Here is a 17448-nt window from a genome sequence, read left to right as displayed (position 1 = left end):
GACAAAAAACATGCCCGCACTTTATATGCTGACAGTTTGTCAGTAGCTAATGTTTTTTGTTCCCGTGCATTCCTTTATTTCTTTTGGAATATACTCTTGAGGTGTTCTGTTTGGTATTAAGTTCGTCTATTTCTTTTTCCTGGTTGGTATTTGTTTTGTTCGCTTTTTCCGCTTTTCCCTGTGTTTTTTGCTGTATTTGTGGCTTGGCGGGTTGGATGTTCCGTTTTTTCGGTATTGTGTGATTGCGTTCTTTGATAGTTTTTTTCATCTCGTACCATTCCGGCCTGATGCAATCCGTGAAGTTGTTGTTGCTGAAATCGAGTTCGGGCAGTTCGATGTTCTCGTTCGGCCTGAACGGGACTATTGTGGTATTCACAGGTGCCACCGATACCATTGCCACACCTTGGACGAGTATTCCGAGCTCTTTTGCCGCCCGCCATGATAGGTCTATTATGCGTCCGCGTCCGAATGGCCCCCTGTCTGTCACTCTTACGATGACCGATTTCCCGTTGGCCGGGTTTGTTACTTTTAATCTTGTGCCGAAAGGGTGGGTGCGGTGTGCGCAGGTCAGACTGTCATGGTGCAGTCTTTCGCCGCTGCTCGTTCTCGCTCCCGTGGCTCTTTTGGAATAATATGAAGCCTTACCCTTCTGCGGGTTTTGTGCCCGCAGAGGAGTAAGGCATAATAGGGATATTGCTAATATTAACGTTTTTCTTATGTGGTTCACGTTCACGGTTTTGGTTTTACACTATTCCTTGTGCCATCATGGCATTGGCTACTTTCATAAATCCGGCAATGTTTGCTCCCTTTACGTAGTCTATGTATCCGTCAGGCTGCTTTCCGTATTTCACGCATTGCTCGTGTATATTGTGCATAATGCCGTGCAGTTTTTCGTCGACCTCGGCATCGCTCCAACTCAGTCTTATGGCATTTTGTGTCATTTCCAGTCCTGACGTGGCGACTCCGCCGGCGTTTACGGCCTTACCGGGAGCGAAGAGCGTTTTCGCAGCTATGAATTTCTCTGCCGCTTCTGCCGTGCAACCCATGTTGGATACTTCCGCTACACACAGCGGCTTGTTTGTCAGAAGCATGTCGGCATCGTCACCGTTAAGCTCGTTCTGTGTGGCGCAAGGCAATGCGATGTCACACTTCACCTCCCACGGCTTTTTTCCTGCAACGAATGTGGCCTCGGGGAACTCATCGGCATACGGTTGGCATACGTCGTTTCCGCTGGCACGCAGTTCAAGCATGTATTCTATTTTCTCGTCATCGAGTCCTGCCGGGTCGTAAATGTAACCGTCGGGTCCCGATATCGTTATTACTTTCGCTCCCAGTTCGGTGGCTTTCTTGGCTGCGCCCCATGCCACGTTTCCGAATCCGCTGATAGCGACAGTCTTGCCTTTAATGTCGTGTCCGTGTGTGTGCAGCATCTTGTTTACGAAATACAACGCTCCGTATCCTGTGGCCTCGGGACGTATTCGCGAGCCGCCCCATTCGAGCCCCTTTCCTGTCATCATGCCGCTCCATTCGTGAGTGAGCTTCTTGTACATTCCGAACAGATAGCCTATTTCACGTGCTCCCACACCGATGTCGCCAGCCGGAATATCCTCGTCTGGTCCGATGACACGGTAAAGCTCTGTCATAAAAGACTGGCAGAAACGCATCACTTCGTTGTCCGAACGGCCTCTGATGGAAAAGTCGGAGCCACCTTTGCCTCCTCCCATAGGAAGAGTGGTCAGGGCGTTTTTGAATGTCTGTTCGAATCCGAGGAATTTAAGAATGGAAAGATTTACAGACGGGTGAAATCTGAGACCTCCTTTGTATGGGCCTATGGCACTGTTGAACTGTACACGATAGCCGATGTTCACGTGTACTTCTCCTTTGTCGTCTACCCATGGTACACGGAAAGTTATCACACGTTCCGGTTCCACGATGCGTTCTATCAGTTTCGCTTTCTCGAATTCCGGATGTTGGTTGTATACGTCCTTTACGGATTCGAGCACCTCTTTGACGGCTTGCAGGTATTCGGCCTCGCCCGGATGTTTCTGTTCCAGGGCTTGCATTATTTTTTCCACTTCCATAGTAATGTATTTTTTAAAGGTTTGAAAAACTCTTTGTCATTTATGTTATTTGTACACTACAAAAATAGTGAAAATCTCTCATACGGCAAAAGTAAAGCAAAGAAAAAATATCCGTAAGGTTACAAATTGTTAAATGCTGATACCCGTTTTACCCTTTTGCGCCTACGTGTTTGTAAAATAGTAAAAAATGGCAAAAACATAGATTGTTATCAATAATTTGATATATCTTTGCAACGGCAATCCGTGACTGTTTTTCGGGTTGTCATACTTGCGTTTTCATTGAGAGGCAGGGATTTTGTTATTAATATAATAAAGGTGTTTTTACTAATATAATAAAATGTGATTATCATGAGCGGCACAACAGACAAACATATATTAAAGAATGTGCGTCAGGCACAGAAAGACCTTTTTTTCATCAGTTTTGGTATATTGCTTTATGGCGTGGGATATACGGCTTTCATCCTTCCCGAGCAGGTTGTCATGGGAGGAGTGTCGGGTATTTCGGCGTTGCTGTTCTATGCCTTCGGCTTCCCCCCTGCCATATCCATATGGGTTCTCAATGTGACGATGCTTTTGATCGCTTTCCGTGCGTTGACACGTCAGTTTACGGTGCGTACCATAATAGGTGTCACGATAATGTCTGTGATTATCGGTGTTTTGCAGCCTTTTTTTTCTGCCAACCCCATAATAACGGCGGGTGAGGATAAATTCATGCATGTGCTTATCGGCGGTGCCATGAGCGGTGCCGGCCTTGGCCTGGTGTTCTCTCATAACGGTTCTACCGGTGGCACGGATATTATCATAGCGTTGCTTAACAAGTATTTCCGTATGAGTTTCGGACGTGCCATGCAGTTCATAGATATAAGTATCATTTGCTCTTCCTATGTCCTGTTCCACAGTGTTGAGACAATTGTATACGGTGTGGCTTTCACCCTGGTGGCCAGTTTCGTATGTGATTATGTTATCAACGGTTCCCGCCAGACGGTGCAGTTTATAATAATATCGAAAGAATACGAGAAGATAGCCGACACGATAAACACGAAAGTCCGTCGCGGTGTTACCATGATAGAAGGCAAGGGCTGGTATTCCAAGAGCGATGTGAAACTGCTCATTGTACTTGCCCGAAAGTATGAGTCGCAGGATGTTTTCAACTGGATTAAGGCCATAGACCCTTATGCTCTTGTTTCGCAGTCGTTCTGCCAGGGTGTGTTCGGTGAGGGATTTGACAAGATTAGGTAGTAAAAGAGGCGGAGCGTCGGCTCCGCCTCTTTTACTATGTTTTTGCCTGCTTACCGGAACAACCGTCCGGTAAGTTTTTTTTGTGTTACCATGATAGCTCAGAGAGCTTTGTCAAGAGCCTGCCTGATATCATCGAGGATGTCATCGACATTCTCTATTCCCACAGACAGCCGTATCAGGTCAGGGGCAATGCCTGCTTCTTTCAGTTGCTCTTCGCTCAGTTGGCGGTGGGTGTGGCTTGCCGGGTGCAGCACACAAGTACGCGAGTCGGCCACATGGGTGGCTATGTTCACCATTTCAAGTGAGTCCATGAACTTTATAGCCGTATCGCGGTTGCCTTTCAGGCCGAATGCCATTACGCCGCAGCTGCCTTTCGGCAGGTATTTTATGGCAAGGTCGTGGCATTTGTCATCTTTCAGTCCGGGGTAGTCTATCCATGCCACGCGCGGATCGTTGCCAAGAAATTCGGCCACCCGCTGTGCGTTTTGGCAGTGCCGTTCCACACGCAGGTGCAGCGTTTCGAGACCGAGGTTTAGCAGGAATGAGTTCTGCGGTGCAGGAATTGAGCCTAAGTCGCGCATCAGTTGGGCCACAAGCTTGGTCATATACGCCATCTTCCCGAATGTTTTGGTATATGTCAGTCCGTGATAAGACTCGTCGGGAGAGGTCAGTCCGGGATATTTTTCCGCGTAATCATCCCATTGGAAATTGCCGCTGTCTACCACGCAGCCGCCTACTTGCGTGGCGTGCCCGTCCATGTATTTTGTAGTAGAGTGTGTCACGATGTCGGCTCCCCATTCAAACGGACGGCAGTTTATCGGTGTGGCGAAAGTGTTGTCTATCATGAGCGGCACGCCTTTTCGGTGGGCTATGCGTGCGAATTTCTCAATGTCGAGCACTTTGCATCCCGGATTTGATATGGTCTCCCCGAAAAGCAGTTTCGTGTTCGGCCGGAACGAAGCCTCAATATCCTCTTCGCTCGCTTCCTGGCTCACGAAAGTGCAGTCTATTCCGAGTTTCTTCATCGTCACTCCGAACAGGTTGTATGTTCCGCCGTATATCTCGGTCGATGCCACAATGTGGTCGCCGGCCTCGCATATATTGAACACTGCGTAGAAGTTTGCCGCCTGTCCGCTCGATGTCAGCATCGCCCCGACTCCGCCTTCGAGAGCCGCAATCTTTGCTGCCACGGCATCGTTTGTCGGGTTTTGCAGCCGTGTGTAGAAATATCCCTCTTTTTTCAGGTCGAAGAGCATCGCCATCTCTTCGCTGTTGTCATACTTGAATGTGGTGCTTTGCACTATGGGCAACTCCACCGGCTCCCCATTTTTCGGTTTCCATCCTCCGCGTATGCAGAGTGATTCGGTTCTTAGTTTGTTTGCCATTATAATTATGTATTACTCGTCTTTTACCATTTTTTGCTTTCAAACTGTTTTGTTTGTCGTCCGCAAAGTTACGATATTAAATTGAAAAAGAAACGGAAAAGAAAGCATAAATTGACTTTAAAGCGGATATGTCGCATTATGGATTTGCAAATATCAATGTGTGTTGTCGACAGGGCTTCAACTGACGGAGAAAGCAAAGCCATGGATTTGGTTTATTGAAGATAAGGTGGCTCGGCGGTATGGCTCCAACCGTGTTTTGTGTGGCGGCAGTTGGATGGAAAAAGAGAGAAGTCCGCGACGGTATGGATTGGAGTCCGGAAATAACTGCGCCCCAAAGGTTTTGGAAAACTTTTGGGGCGCGGTTCGTAATCATTAATCTTGGTGCCGGGCATGGCTTTTGCGCATTTTCCGGCGCGCCGGTTTATTCCTCACGGCTGTATTCGGCTATCTCTCGCTCGCCGGAGCGGGCAAAGCCGTAATGTTCGTCGTGCTGGCTCATGTCGAGTCCTATAAGTTCGCTGCCAGCCGACACCCGCATCGGAATCATGCTGTCTATGAACCGGTATCCGAGATAGCTCATCGTAAACGTATATGCGGCAACCGTCACCACGGCCAGCAGATGGTAAAGGAATATTACCACTCCCTCCCATGAGCCGGATACCAATCCCTCACGGATGAAAATACCTGTAAGCACGGTGCCTACAATGCCTCCGGTGCCGTGTGTGGGGAATACGTCGAGCGCGTCGTCTATGCGTGTATGGCTGCGCCAATATACGGCGATGTTGCATATTATGGTGGTCACGAACGATATGAAGATGCTCTGTCCAACGCTGACATAACCTGCCGACGGCGTTATGGCCACCAGGCCTACCACGCATCCCACGGCAGCCCCCATGGCCGATGGCTTGCGACCGCGGAGGCAATCGAAGAAAATCCACGTCATCATGGCTGTGGCCGATGCAGTATTGGTGTTGAGAAAGGCCTTTATTGCGGTGCCGTCGGCCATGAGAGACGAGCCGGCGTTAAATCCGAACCACCCGAGCCACAGCATGGCGGCGCCGAGAAGAACAAACGGTATGTTGGCCGGGGTGGAGCGGCGTGTGGACGTGCGGCGGCGTCCGAGGAATATGGCACCTGCCAAAGCCGCCACGCCGGAAGAGGCATGTACCACTATTCCTCCTGCAAAATCGACCACGCCCCAGCGCATGAACAGTCCGTCGGGATGCCATGTCATGTGGGCCAGCGGACAGTATATGGCCACGAAAAAGAACATCATGAAAAACATGTAGGCCGAGAACCTCACGCGCTCGGCAAAAGAGCCTGTGATTAGCGAGGGGGTGATAATGGCAAACTTCATCTGGAACAGGGCAAAGAGAGCCAGCGGGATGGTTGCTCCTCCGAGTGTCTTGCCGGTATCGGTGGTATATACCGAGGCGCCTACGCCGTCGAGCATGAAGAATGTCAGCGGATTTCCTATCACGCCGCCTATGTCATCGCCGAAGCACAGGCTGAAACCGAACACTACCCACATTACCGATATGACTCCCATGGCGATGAAACTTTGGAGCATTGTCGATATCACATTCTTGGCGCCGACCATTCCGCCGTAAAAGAATGACAGGCCGGGAGTCATCATAAGGACGAAAATGGTGGCTGTGATGAGCCATGCCACATCGGCGGCACTTATAACGGAAAAGTCGCACTCAAACGAAGGCTCGTCTGTAAACAGGCCGGTGACGGCGGTAAGTGCCATGGCCGTCATCAATATAATCCATCTTTTTTTCATAACCATTATATATATGTTTGTATTGTCATCGCAGCCCCTTTCCGCATTATTGCCGCCGGTTTATAACGGCATCATGCGGGAATTATGGTGCAAAATTACAACATTATGACATGAAAAGATGCCTGTTGTCCGGCATATTGTTGTTTAAATCCGATGTATTGTTATATAATTATTGGTATCAGTCTTGTTTTGTTGCAATGTGTAATCGGTGTGCCTTGTTTGTTTTTTAAATTGTAAGTTGGGTTGTGCGTGCTTTTCTTTCTTGTGTGGTCAGCCGTTCCGATGGATTAAATAATCATGAATGTCCAACCTGCCCCCAAAAAAAATAGGCATAAAAACAAACCACCGAAAGTAGTGTTTTTACTTTCAGCGGTTTTTGGTTGCGGAGGCAGGACTCGAACATGCGACCTCCAGGTTATGAGCCTGGCGAGCTACCAACTGCTCCACTCCGCGATGTTATTTCTTAATTGCGGGTGCAAAGGTAAGGCTTTTTTTTGTTATATGCAAATTTTTGCATGACTTTTTGACGCGAAATATTTGTCAATACGTATTAAATGTGTTTTCGGCTGTGTCTGATACAGTAATAAATTGTAAATATTATTATCCGAAAAAAGCGTGTTCTGAAAAGTCCGTTTTAGAGCCGAAACCGATATACAACGATATATGTATATCGTGCTTCCGGCGGTCTTGTTTTGTAACGGGATACTCGTTGGGAGGCGTTTGGCGGCATATTGCTCGGCGTTTAGTATCCCGTTGGCTTCCGACGGGTATCTAAATGCAACACAACGAGCGGCTTAATGCAATCCAATAAGGTGCTTATTGGAAAAAACGGGATGGGCGGGTATGGCATGGCTGGCCGTTGTTTCCGGATGTGCGGATGTATGACTTTGATTGACAGGTTGTTACGTAAAAGCTCGAAATACGGCGGTTTTTCCGGCCTCGGGATTTATATTTTAAAATAACCGAGTATTCAGAATGCTTTTGTTGGATTTATTTACCGCTTTGGCGGGCTGTTTGTTTTCTTTGATAAATCTTTGTGTCTTTTAGTGTTTGAGTACGGTGAATGTAAATGATGGATGTGTCTTCCGTTTCCATTTATGGTGTTTGTCGGTCACAGATTGCCTTCTGTGCTAAAAAAGGCCACAAAATACGATTTATCGGCTAATTATTTGTATGTTTAAAATTTAATTAATAAATTTGCGCATGATATTTGCGATGTGCAATATTGTATTTTTAGAGGAGAGGCGTATATATGTCAATATCAAAAACGAGACAGAAACTGGTGGATGTGGCACGGCAACTGTTTGCCAAGAACGGATTAGAAAACACGACGATGAACGATATCGCCATGTCTTCGGGCAAGGGACGCCGTACGCTGTACACATACTTCAAAAGCAAGGAAGATGTATATTACGCCGTAATAGAATCCGAGCTCGAACGTCTCTCCGACAAACTCGATGAGGTGGCGGGCAAGAAAATACGTCCGCAAGACAAGATTATAGAATTGATATACACCCATCTGAGCATGATTAAGGAGACGGTGGTGCGCAATGGGAACCTGCGTGCCGAGTTCTTCCGCAACATCTGGATGGTGGAGAAGGTGAGGAAGAAGTTTGACGAGGACGAGATAGAGCTTTTCCGTAAGGTCTATGCCGAGGGCAAGGCCGACGGGGAATTCGACATAGATAATGTGGATCTTGTGGCAGACATTACCCACTATTGTATAAAGGGACTCGAAGTTCCGTATATCTACGGCCGAATAGGCCATGGAATGACCGAGGAGATGAGCAAGCCGTTGGTGGCTAAGGTCGTATACGGAGCGCTGGGAAAGAGCATGATAAAATAGAGTTTTCATATAACGAACAATAATAAAAAACAGAAAAATGGGATTATTGACAGGTAAGACAGCCCTGATTACAGGTGCTGCGCGCGGTATCGGAAAGGCTATCGCGCTGAAATTCGCCGAGGAAGGTGCCAACGTCGCGTTCACCGACCTTGTAATCGACGAAAATGGAAAAGCCACCGAGGCGGAGATTGCCGCCAAGGGAGTAAAGGCAAAAGGATATGCAAGCAACGCCGCTGATTTCGCTCAGACGGAGGAAGTGGTGAAATTGGTGAAAGAGGAGTTTGGCTCTGTGGATATCTTGGTGAACAACGCCGGTATCACGAAAGACGGTCTGATGCTCCGTATGACAGAGGCTCAGTGGGACGCTGTCATAGCCGTAAACTTGAAGAGCGCTTTCAACTTCATCCATGCCTGCGTGCCGGTGATGATGCGCCAACGCGGCGGTTCGATCATCAATATGGCATCTGTCGTGGGTGTTCATGGAAATGCCGGCCAGAGCAACTATGCCGCCTCGAAAGCCGGTCTGATAGCTCTTGCCAAGAGTGTGGCTCAGGAGATGGGTCCGAAGGGTATCCGTGCCAATGCCATTGCCCCGGGCTTCATAGATACGGCCATGACCCAGGCCCTGTCTGACGATGTCCGTAAGGAGTGGGCAAGCAAGATACCTCTCCGCCGTGGCGGTACGGTAGATGACATTGCCAACTGCGCGGCTTTCCTCGCGTCGGATATGTCAAGCTATATCAGCGGCCAGGTGATACAGGTAGACGGCGGCATGAACATGTAATGCCGTGTCAATGGATATATGTAACTTATGGTTTTATAATGGCTGCGCCGTAAAAACAGCGCGGCCATTATATTTTGGCGGATGGCACGTGCTGCCGTTTGCATATGGCTGCTAATGCCGTGCCGGACATCTGTTGACGAAGCGTTGGCCGCTTGTCCGCACGACGCCCATACATTTCCGGCAGGTAATATTTATTTTATCGGCTGATAATTATAATAATCCACAAATCAAACATCATCGTAGCGCATGACGGTTCTTTACGAAGATAATCATATAATTATAGTAAACAAGGAGAGCGGGGAGATCGTGCAGGGTGACAAGACCGGCGACACGCCTCTGTCGGATATTGTCAAGGCATATATAAAGGAAAAATACGCCAAGCCGGGCAATGTATTTCTCGGTGTGGTGCATCGTCTGGACCGCCCCGTGAGTGGAATAGTGGTCTTTGCGCGCACGTCTAAAGCGCTGTCGAGGCTCAATGAGATGTTCCGGGACGGCGAGGTACACAAGACATACTGGGCCATAAGCCGCAACACGCCTGAACGTGATGAGGGCACGCTTACGGGATGGATAGTACGCAATGAGCGGCAGAACAAGAGCTATGTGTATGACCGTGAGGTGCCGCAGTCTAAAAAGGCGATGCTGATGTATAAGGTTATAGGCCGAAGCGACAATTACACGCTGATGGAGGTGAGGCTCATGACCGGCCGGCATCATCAGATACGTTGTCAGCTCGCGGCCATGGGATGCCCCATAAAAGGCGACTTGAAGTATGGCGCGCGTCGCAGTAATCCCGACGGGAGCATATCTCTCATGGCGCGTCGCATAGAGTTTGTACATCCCGTCAGCAAGAATACCGTGTCGGTGGAGGCTCCCCTGCCGTCCGACAACCTGTGGCGGGAGTTTGTCTAATAATAAAGAATTGTTGTTTTTTTTCGTAAAAACATCCTGCTTTCTGAGGATTTTTTGCTTACTTTGCAGTTTTGTTTAACGTTGTAGTGTTGAAGTAAGCGAGATGAAAAAAATCTTTTTGTGGATAGGTCTCATCCTTTTGAGTCCTATTCTGCTGTTTATCATATTGACAATAGCCCTCTATCTGCCTCCCGTGCAAAACTGGGCGGTGGATAAAGTGGTGGAATATGCGTCTGAGAAAACCGGATATGGGATAACGGTAGACAGGGTTGACCTTGTCTTTCCGCTTGATCTCGGGATAAACGGGTTCTGTATGGTTCAACCCAACGACTCGCTGCCTCAGGTGAACGATACTGTGGCCGATGTGAGAAAGTTGGTCGTTGATGTCAGTCTCATGCCTTTGCTGGACGGCAAGGTGGTGATAAATAGCTTCGAACTGAACCGGGTCAAAGTCAATACGGCCGATTTCATAGCCTCTGCCCGTGTGTGTGCCACGCTCGGCAAGTTGAGCCTTTCGAGCCGTGGAATAGACCTCAACAGGCAGATAGTGGATCTGAACGACACCCGGTTGAGCGATGCCCGCATCAGCATTGAGCTTAGCGACACGGTGCCACCGGACACGTCGGCCAGCAAGACGATGTGGCGGATATATGTAGACAGCCTCAATATATATCGTACAGACATTACCGTCCGCATGCCCGGCGATACAATGGGCATCCGGGCATATCTCGGCCATGCCTCGGCACGGGGTGGAGATATAAACCTCGGGACAGAGAAATATGGGATAAACCGTTTTTTCTGGCATGACGGCGCACTAGATTATGACAACCGTTTCGAGCCCGAGGTGGATGGGCTGGACTACAATCACATATCTCTCACCGGTATAAACATAGGCATAGACAGCTTGTCATATAGTGCTCCAGACATCGGCATGAACCTGCTTTATTGCCGTATGAAGGAGAAAAGCGGTCTCGAGATAAGCAACCTGTCAGGCCCCGTGAGTCTCGACTCTGTGCGTCTGAACCTTCCGTCCCTAATTCTCCGTACTCCCGATTCGGATATCGAGGCGCAGGTAAAGATGGACCTAAATGCCCTCGACAGCATAAATCCCGGTAAGATATATGCCCGTTTGCGCGCTTCTGTAGGTAAACAGGACATCATGATGTTCTGCGGTGGCATGCCCGAACAGTTTGTACGCCGCTATCCCAATCGCCCGTTGACAGTCCGTGGCTCGGTGGACGGCAACATGCGGCGTGTGGATATATCGGGGCTTGAAGTGAGTTTGCCCACAGCTTTCAATATGTCAGCACGCGGGTTTGCGGCCAATCCCACGGACATGAAACGCGTCAAGGCAGAGGTTAGACTGAGCGCTCAGACATTCGATCTCGGCTTTGTCACTTGTTTGCTTGACCCTAAGGTTATGGCCGACTATCATATCCCGTCGGGAATAAAGCTTGATGGTGACGTAAAGGCAGACGGCCGCCGCTACTCCGCCGATGTGAGAGTGCGTGAGGGCGGAGGGACGGTCGACCTGAACGGTCGTTTCGATGCCTCGTCCATGAGCTATAAGGCGTCGGTGGGAGTAAAAGACATCAATATTCACCATTTCATGCCTAAAGACTCGCTCTACAATCTGACGTGCGACATAGACATAGAAGGGCATGGAACAGACCTCTTGGCCAAAGGAAGCCACCTCAAAGCGAATGGAAAAGTAGACGCTTTCCGCTACGGAAGCATGAATTTCGACAGGATAAGAACCGACATTCTTATTGCCAACGGTATCGGTAAGGTGCGGCTTGACAGTAGGAATGAGCTTCTTGACGGTACGATAGACGTAGATGCGCTGCTCGATCCTAATAGAGTGCGGGCTACAGTGAGTACAGACTTGTCGAAAGCAGACCTTTATCGTCTCCGTGTCATAGACCGGCCGTTCACCGCCGCTATGTGTGCTCATGTCGACATAGCGTCGGATCTGAAACAGTCGCACATGGTGAAGGGCTTGTTCAACGATTTCACGGTGCGTGATGCCCGGCGGACCTATCGCCCGGCTGATGTCGTTCTCGACGCTTCCACCAACCGTGATACTACTTGGGCAAAACTGTATAGCGGCAATCTCGAAATGTTCTTCACCGCATCGGGAGGCTACGAGTCTCTTATGGATGAGGGAAAGCGTCTCGGTGACCTGATAACGACCCAGATTGATAATAAGACCATCGACCAGCCGGCAATTCAGGCCATGCTCCCGACAATGCAGATACGCCTCAAGAGCGGTAATGAGAACTCTTTTGCCGGCTTTCTTAAAGCGAAGGGGGTGGAGTTTGATGATTTGTTTGTAGACCTGTCCACATCGCCTGCGGAAGGTATAGAAGGAAATATGCATCTCTATTCGCTTGTTGCCGACAGTATGCAGATAGACACGGTGAGCATGACCATAACGCAAGATGACACCAATGTACGCTTCTATGGGCAGGTGCGCAACAACAAGAAAAATCCCCAGTTTGTGTTCAACAGCCTTTTTGAAGGCTCCGTCTTGGAGCGCGGGGCTGAACTTAGCGTAAAGTATTACGATGCGTCTGACAGGCTCGGAGCCTCTCTCGGAGCGCGCGCCGAGGTCTGTGACAGCGGTATCACCGTCAGATTGTTCCCCGACAAACCGATACTCGGGTATAAGGCGTTCAATCTTAATAAGGACAACTTCGTGTTCCTCGGCCGTGATAAGAGGATACAGGCCGGCATAGATCTGGTGGCCGACGACGGGACAGGTGTGAAGATATACTCCGACGACAACGCCGGAGATATGTTACAGGACATCACTGTCAGCCTTAATAAATTTGATCTGGACAAGCTCACTTCCGTAATTCCGTATGCGCCGCGCATGAGCGGACTGCTGAACGGTGACTTCCACGTGATGCAAGATCGCAACGAGAAGTTCACGGTGATATCCGATATGGGAGTGGACAAGATGACATACGAGCATTGTTATATCGGAGATTTGAACAGTGAGTTCTCTTACATGCAGAAAGACGAGAACTCGCATTACGTCTCTGCCAATCTCATACTCGACGGAAGAGACATAGGTGTGCTTTCCGGTACTTATACGCATGGTGACAAGGGTTATTTGGATGCCACGTTCGATATGAGCCGTTTCCCGCTATCCATGATAAACGGATTTATTCCTGATCAGATAATGGGATTTGAGGGATATGCCGAGGGAAGTGTTGCCGTGAGGGGAGAGCTTGACAAACCGCAGGTAGACGGCGAGGTATATCTCGACTCTACACATGTAATAAGTGTGCCGTACGGTGTCAATCTCAGGGCTAATGACAAGCCGGTGCGTATTGTGGGCAGTAATCTTCTCTTTGAAAATTTCGCGCTTTATTCCCATAATGACAGCCCGTTGAACATCAACGGCAATGTTAATTTCGCCAATCCCGATAAGATTCGTCTTGATATGAGGATGCAGGCGCGAAATTACCAGATTATCGACGCCAGGCAAACACGCAAGTCTGTGGCATACGGCAAGGCTTTTGTCAACTTCGGCGCCGTGCTGAACGGGGCTTTGTCAGACCTGAAAATGCGTGGACAGCTCGATGTTCTCGGTAAGACCAACATGACATATATACTTAAAGACTCGCCGCTTAACACCGACGACAGGCTTAAAGATCTCGTGACGTTCACCGACTTCCGTGACACAGCCGAGGTGAAGGTGAACCGCCCGGAACCCGGAGGGCTCGACATGCTTCTGATGATGAACATCGAATCGGGGGCGAGGATATTCTGCGCCCTTAACGCAGACCAGTCGAACTACGTTAATATCGAGGGTGGCGGCGAGTTGCGCATGGTATACAATCCGACTGATAATCTGCAACTTTTCGGCCGTTATACCATCAATTCTGGCGAGATGAAGTATGAGTTGCCCATCATTCCGCTCAAGACATTTACGATAAGACAGGGCAGTTACATAGAGTTTACCGGCGATGTGATGAACCCCACGCTTAATCTTTCGGCCACGGAGCAGGTCAAGACCCTTGTGGCCGCGGAGACGGGAAACAGCCGCAGCGTGCTGTTCGATTGCGGAGTGAAGGTTAGCAAGACGCTCAGCAACATGGGATTGGAGTTTACGCTTGACGCTCCCGAGGACATGACGATAAAGAACGAGCTTGCTGCCATGAGCATGGAGCAGAGAGGCAAGCTTGCCGTGACCATGCTGACGACAGGCATGTACCTGGCTGATGGAAACACGGGAGGCTTCTCCATGAACAGCGCCTTGAACTCGTTCCTGCAAAGCGAGATCAACAGTATTACGAACAGTGCCATGCGTACTGTGGATCTCAGTCTCGGACTCGACCAGAGTGCCGATGCGTATGGCAACACGCACACAGACTATTCGTTTAAGTTTGCCAAGCGTTTCTGGAACAACAGGGTGAACTTCGTGATAGGAGGAAAGATTTCCGGTGGAGGCGACAGCGGCCCGGAAGAACAGGACCAGACCTTCATCGACAACGTGTCGCTCGAATACCGGCTCGATCAGACGGCCATGCGTTATGTAAGGATGTTCTATAACAAGTCTGCCTACGATATGCTTGAAGGCCGTATCACGGAGTATGGTGCCGGTTTCATGTGGAGGAAGAAAGCCGATCGGTTCTGGCAACTGTTCAATTTCAGAAGCGATGACAATACAACTGAAAAATCATTGGAAAACGATACGGTAAAGGTAAATGAAGAAAAGCGATAAAATCATCTTGTCACTGACAATGTCTCTCGTGTGTGCAGGCTGCTCCACGACGAGCAATCTTCCCGAGGACGAGGTGCTGTATACGGGGTTGAAGAAGATAGACTATGTCGACCGGGCCAAAGACGAGCATTACGTCACTATGCAGGAGGAGGTGGAGGCCGCACTGGCCTGTGCCCCGAACGGAGCCTTGCTTGGCAGTTCTTATTATCGCACACCCATTCAGTGGAAACTGTGGATATACAACAAGTATGCCAACTCGACATCAGGGTTCGGTAAGTGGATGCTCAAATCTTTCGGACACGAACCCGTATTGATGAGTTCTGTCAATCCGGAGGTGCGGGCGCTGGTCGCCAGAAACGTGCTTCGTGCCAACGGATATTTCGACGCCAAGGTGGACTATAGTGTCATACCGCAGAAAAACCCGAAGAAGGCAAAGCTCAGTTATACCGTCACCAACAACAGGCTTTATACTTTCGATTCTATCCAACACATAGGTTTTTCCGCCGGGGCAGACAGCCTGATACGTGCCACGGCCGACCAAAGCTATCTCAAAAGTGGCGAGGCGTTCACCGTGGCTAAGCTTGACGCCGAGAGGAATAGGCTCAACAGTCTGTTCCGGAATAACGGATATTATTATTATCGTGCCGACAATGCGGCCATACTGGCCGATTCCGTGTCTAATCCGGGGCGTGTGGCGGTGCGCTTGCAGCCTGTCGCCGACATGCCCGATGAGGCCCGGCGTCGCTGGTATCTCGGAAAGATGAGAGTAGAGATGCGCCGCTCGGTCATGGAACCGTTGACCGACTCTATCGTGCACCGCAACCTTTCGGTATACTACTCGGGCAAGAAACCGCCTATCCGTCTGCGTACCTTGTTGCGCGACATAAAGCTGAGACGGGGCAAGCAGTTCAGCTACGACGAGTACATGGAATCCTCGGGAGTGATAAACAGTCTCGGATTGTTCAGTCTTTCCGACTTCACGTTCACCCCGCGCGATACCACTTCGACCTGTGATACTCTCGACATGAGACTGAATTGTGTGTTCGACAAGCCTTACGATGGGTCGATAGAGGCAAACTACTCGTTGAAGAGTAACGATCGTACAGGTCCGGGACTGGTGCTCAGCATGAACAAGCGTAACGCTTTTCGCGGAGGAGAGAAGCTGAGCGTGAGCCTGAAAGGATCCTACGAGTGGCAGACGGGGAAGCGTGTGGCCGGTAGCAGTTCCACTATTAACTCATACGAGTATGGTGCCGATGTGTCGATTGAGTATCCGCGTCTCGAAACACCGTTCAAGGTGTTCCGGCGGCGCCGGTTCTTCACCCCGCCTTCTACGTTGTTCTCCCTGTCGGGCAACGTGCTCAACAGGGCTGATTTCTTCAAGATGCTCACTGTCACGGGAGCCGTGACATATAAGTTCCAGACATCGGCCAATTCGAAACACGAGTTCAGCCCCTTGCTTCTCGACTATAATTACTTACAGAGCACCACGGAGAAGTTTGACCAGATAATGACGGACAATCCCGCCGTATATGTGTCAATGCGCAACCAGTTTGTGCCGAAGATAAAATACACATATATATACAGCAGTCCGGCGGCATACAAAAATCCGATAGCATGGGAGATAACCCTCACCGAGTCGGGCAATATCCTCTCGGCGGGATATGCCATGGCAGGTAAGAAATTCAGCGAGAAGGAGAAAGGGATGTTCGGAAATCCGTTTGCACAATTCCTCAAACTGAACACCACCTTGCGCAAAACATGGGTCACCGGGTATAAGTCGGAACTTGTGGGGCGTGTGGCGGCAGGAGTGCTGTGGGCCTATGGAAATTCGGAGCGTGCTCCTTACAACGAGCAGTTCTATGTGGGCGGCGCGAACAGCATACGCGCTTTCACCGTGCGAAGCATAGGTCCCGGCAAGTATGTGGCACCAAACTCCACCTACTCATACCTCGATCAGACCGGTGATGTTAAGTTTGAGGCCAATCTCGAATATCGTTTCAATCTCTTCGGCAGTCTGTATGGGGCGGTGTTCCTCGACGCTGGAAACATCTGGTTGCTTAAAAAAGACCCAAACCGCCCCGACTCCGAGTTCAAGCCTACCACTTTCTTGCGGCAGCTTGCCACCGGTACCGGTGCCGGATTGCGCTACGACATGGATTTCATAGTGCTACGCCTTGACCTCGGTGTGGCCTTGCATGTGCCTTATGATACGGGCAAGGGCGGATACTACAACATCCCGAAGTTTAAAGACGGGCTTGGCTTCCACTTCGCCATAGGCTATCCTTTCTGACGGATGTATGGCGATGTGTATCGCGATAAAGTTTGTTTTTCAAGGCGTTTTGAGCTATATTTGATGCCTGAAAATAACAAATCAAGCGATATGACAATGAAAAAAGCATACAAAACGAACCGTGCCGGATGTATATTCATGCACTTGCCGGCACCCGTGATATTTGATAATGCGTTCCCGCTGCCGTGCCACGGCCTCTCGTTTGGGTGCGCGGAAAGCCCGCCCGGCGGGTAAAGTGACATTTATATGTGCGTCTTTCGCCTCGCTATGCGGGGCGGGACAGTGCGCCTCGGCAGGCGCATGAATATGCACGGAGTATATTCGTGCGTGCCGGAAAAGGCCTCGTTTCATCGAAATGAGGCCTTTTTTGTATTGCGAAGGGATAGC

10 protein-coding genes and 1 tRNA gene are annotated in these 17448 nt (G+C 49.7%); 6 read left to right on the top strand and 5 right to left on the bottom strand.

Features of this window, described 5'->3' with window-relative positions; all coding sequences use genetic code 11:
- Positions 1 to 46: 46 nt before the first annotated feature.
- Both HPS53_RS02290 and gdhA read right to left on the bottom strand, forming a co-directional pair.
- The gene (locus HPS53_RS02290; protein WP_172204087.1) at positions 47 to 727 is read right to left on the bottom strand and encodes a septal ring lytic transglycosylase RlpA family protein; all 681 of its coding nucleotides are present in this window, start codon (positions 725 to 727) and stop codon (positions 47 to 49) included.
- 16 nt (positions 728 to 743) lie between these two features.
- Positions 744 to 2081: an NADP-specific glutamate dehydrogenase gene (gdhA, locus tag HPS53_RS02285; protein WP_104370209.1), complete on the bottom strand. Its 1338-nt coding sequence runs from the start codon at positions 2079 to 2081 to the stop codon at positions 744 to 746.
- 348 nt (positions 2082 to 2429) lie between these two features.
- Between gdhA and HPS53_RS02280 the strand changes: the two genes are divergently transcribed.
- The gene (locus HPS53_RS02280) at positions 2430 to 3320 is read left to right on the top strand and encodes a YitT family protein (RefSeq protein WP_104370208.1); all 891 of its coding nucleotides are present in this window, start codon (positions 2430 to 2432) and stop codon (positions 3318 to 3320) included.
- Positions 3321 to 3418: 98 nt separating this feature from the next.
- On the opposite strand, the gene HPS53_RS02275 is transcribed toward HPS53_RS02280, so the two are convergent.
- The 3 genes from HPS53_RS02275 to HPS53_RS02265 all read right to left on the bottom strand — a co-directional run bounded on the left by HPS53_RS02275 (position 3419) and on the right by HPS53_RS02265 (position 6944).
- A complete protein-coding gene (locus tag HPS53_RS02275) occupies positions 3419 to 4705 on the bottom strand; it encodes an O-acetylhomoserine aminocarboxypropyltransferase/cysteine synthase family protein (RefSeq protein WP_172204086.1) in 1287 nt (428 codons plus the stop codon).
- A gap of 421 nt (positions 4706 to 5126) precedes the next feature.
- Positions 5127 to 6491 (bottom strand): ammonium transporter, encoded by a 1365-nt coding sequence (locus tag HPS53_RS02270; protein ID WP_104370205.1) that lies wholly within the window; start codon positions 6489 to 6491, stop codon positions 5127 to 5129.
- Positions 6492 to 6868: 377 nt separating this feature from the next.
- Positions 6869 to 6944: transfer RNA gene (locus tag HPS53_RS02265), tRNA-Met, on the bottom strand.
- A gap of 799 nt (positions 6945 to 7743) precedes the next feature.
- On the opposite strand from HPS53_RS02265, the gene HPS53_RS02260 reads away from it, so the two are divergent.
- From HPS53_RS02260 to HPS53_RS02240, 5 genes are all read left to right on the top strand, one after another.
- Entirely contained in the window at positions 7744 to 8337 is a 594-nt protein-coding gene (locus tag HPS53_RS02260; protein ID WP_104368582.1) for a TetR/AcrR family transcriptional regulator, read from the top strand.
- A gap of 37 nt (positions 8338 to 8374) precedes the next feature.
- The gene (fabG, locus tag HPS53_RS02255) at positions 8375 to 9121 is read left to right on the top strand and encodes a 3-oxoacyl-[acyl-carrier-protein] reductase (RefSeq protein WP_104368581.1); all 747 of its coding nucleotides are present in this window, start codon (positions 8375 to 8377) and stop codon (positions 9119 to 9121) included.
- Between the two features lie 246 nt (positions 9122 to 9367).
- Positions 9368 to 10033, top strand: a complete 666-nt coding sequence (locus tag HPS53_RS02250) for an RluA family pseudouridine synthase (RefSeq protein WP_104368580.1) — start codon at positions 9368 to 9370, stop codon at positions 10031 to 10033.
- A 103-nt stretch (positions 10034 to 10136) separates the two neighbouring features.
- Positions 10137 to 14768, top strand: a complete 4632-nt coding sequence (locus HPS53_RS02245; protein WP_172204085.1) for a translocation/assembly module TamB domain-containing protein — start codon at positions 10137 to 10139, stop codon at positions 14766 to 14768.
- On the top strand, positions 14752 to 17061 hold the full coding sequence (locus HPS53_RS02240) for a BamA/TamA family outer membrane protein (RefSeq protein WP_172204084.1): 2310 nt from the start codon (positions 14752 to 14754) through the stop codon (positions 17059 to 17061). Before HPS53_RS02245 ends, HPS53_RS02240 begins: the two co-directional genes overlap by 17 nt.
- The last annotated feature ends 387 nt before the right edge of the window (positions 17062 to 17448 follow it).

Origin of the sequence: Prevotella sp. PTAC, from assembly GCF_013166535.1 — a bacterium.
In the GTDB taxonomy this organism is placed as follows: domain Bacteria; phylum Bacteroidota; class Bacteroidia; order Bacteroidales; family Bacteroidaceae; genus Prevotella.
The sequence above is the reverse complement of the archived record's forward strand: the minus strand, read 5'-3'. Positions and strand labels throughout refer to the sequence as shown.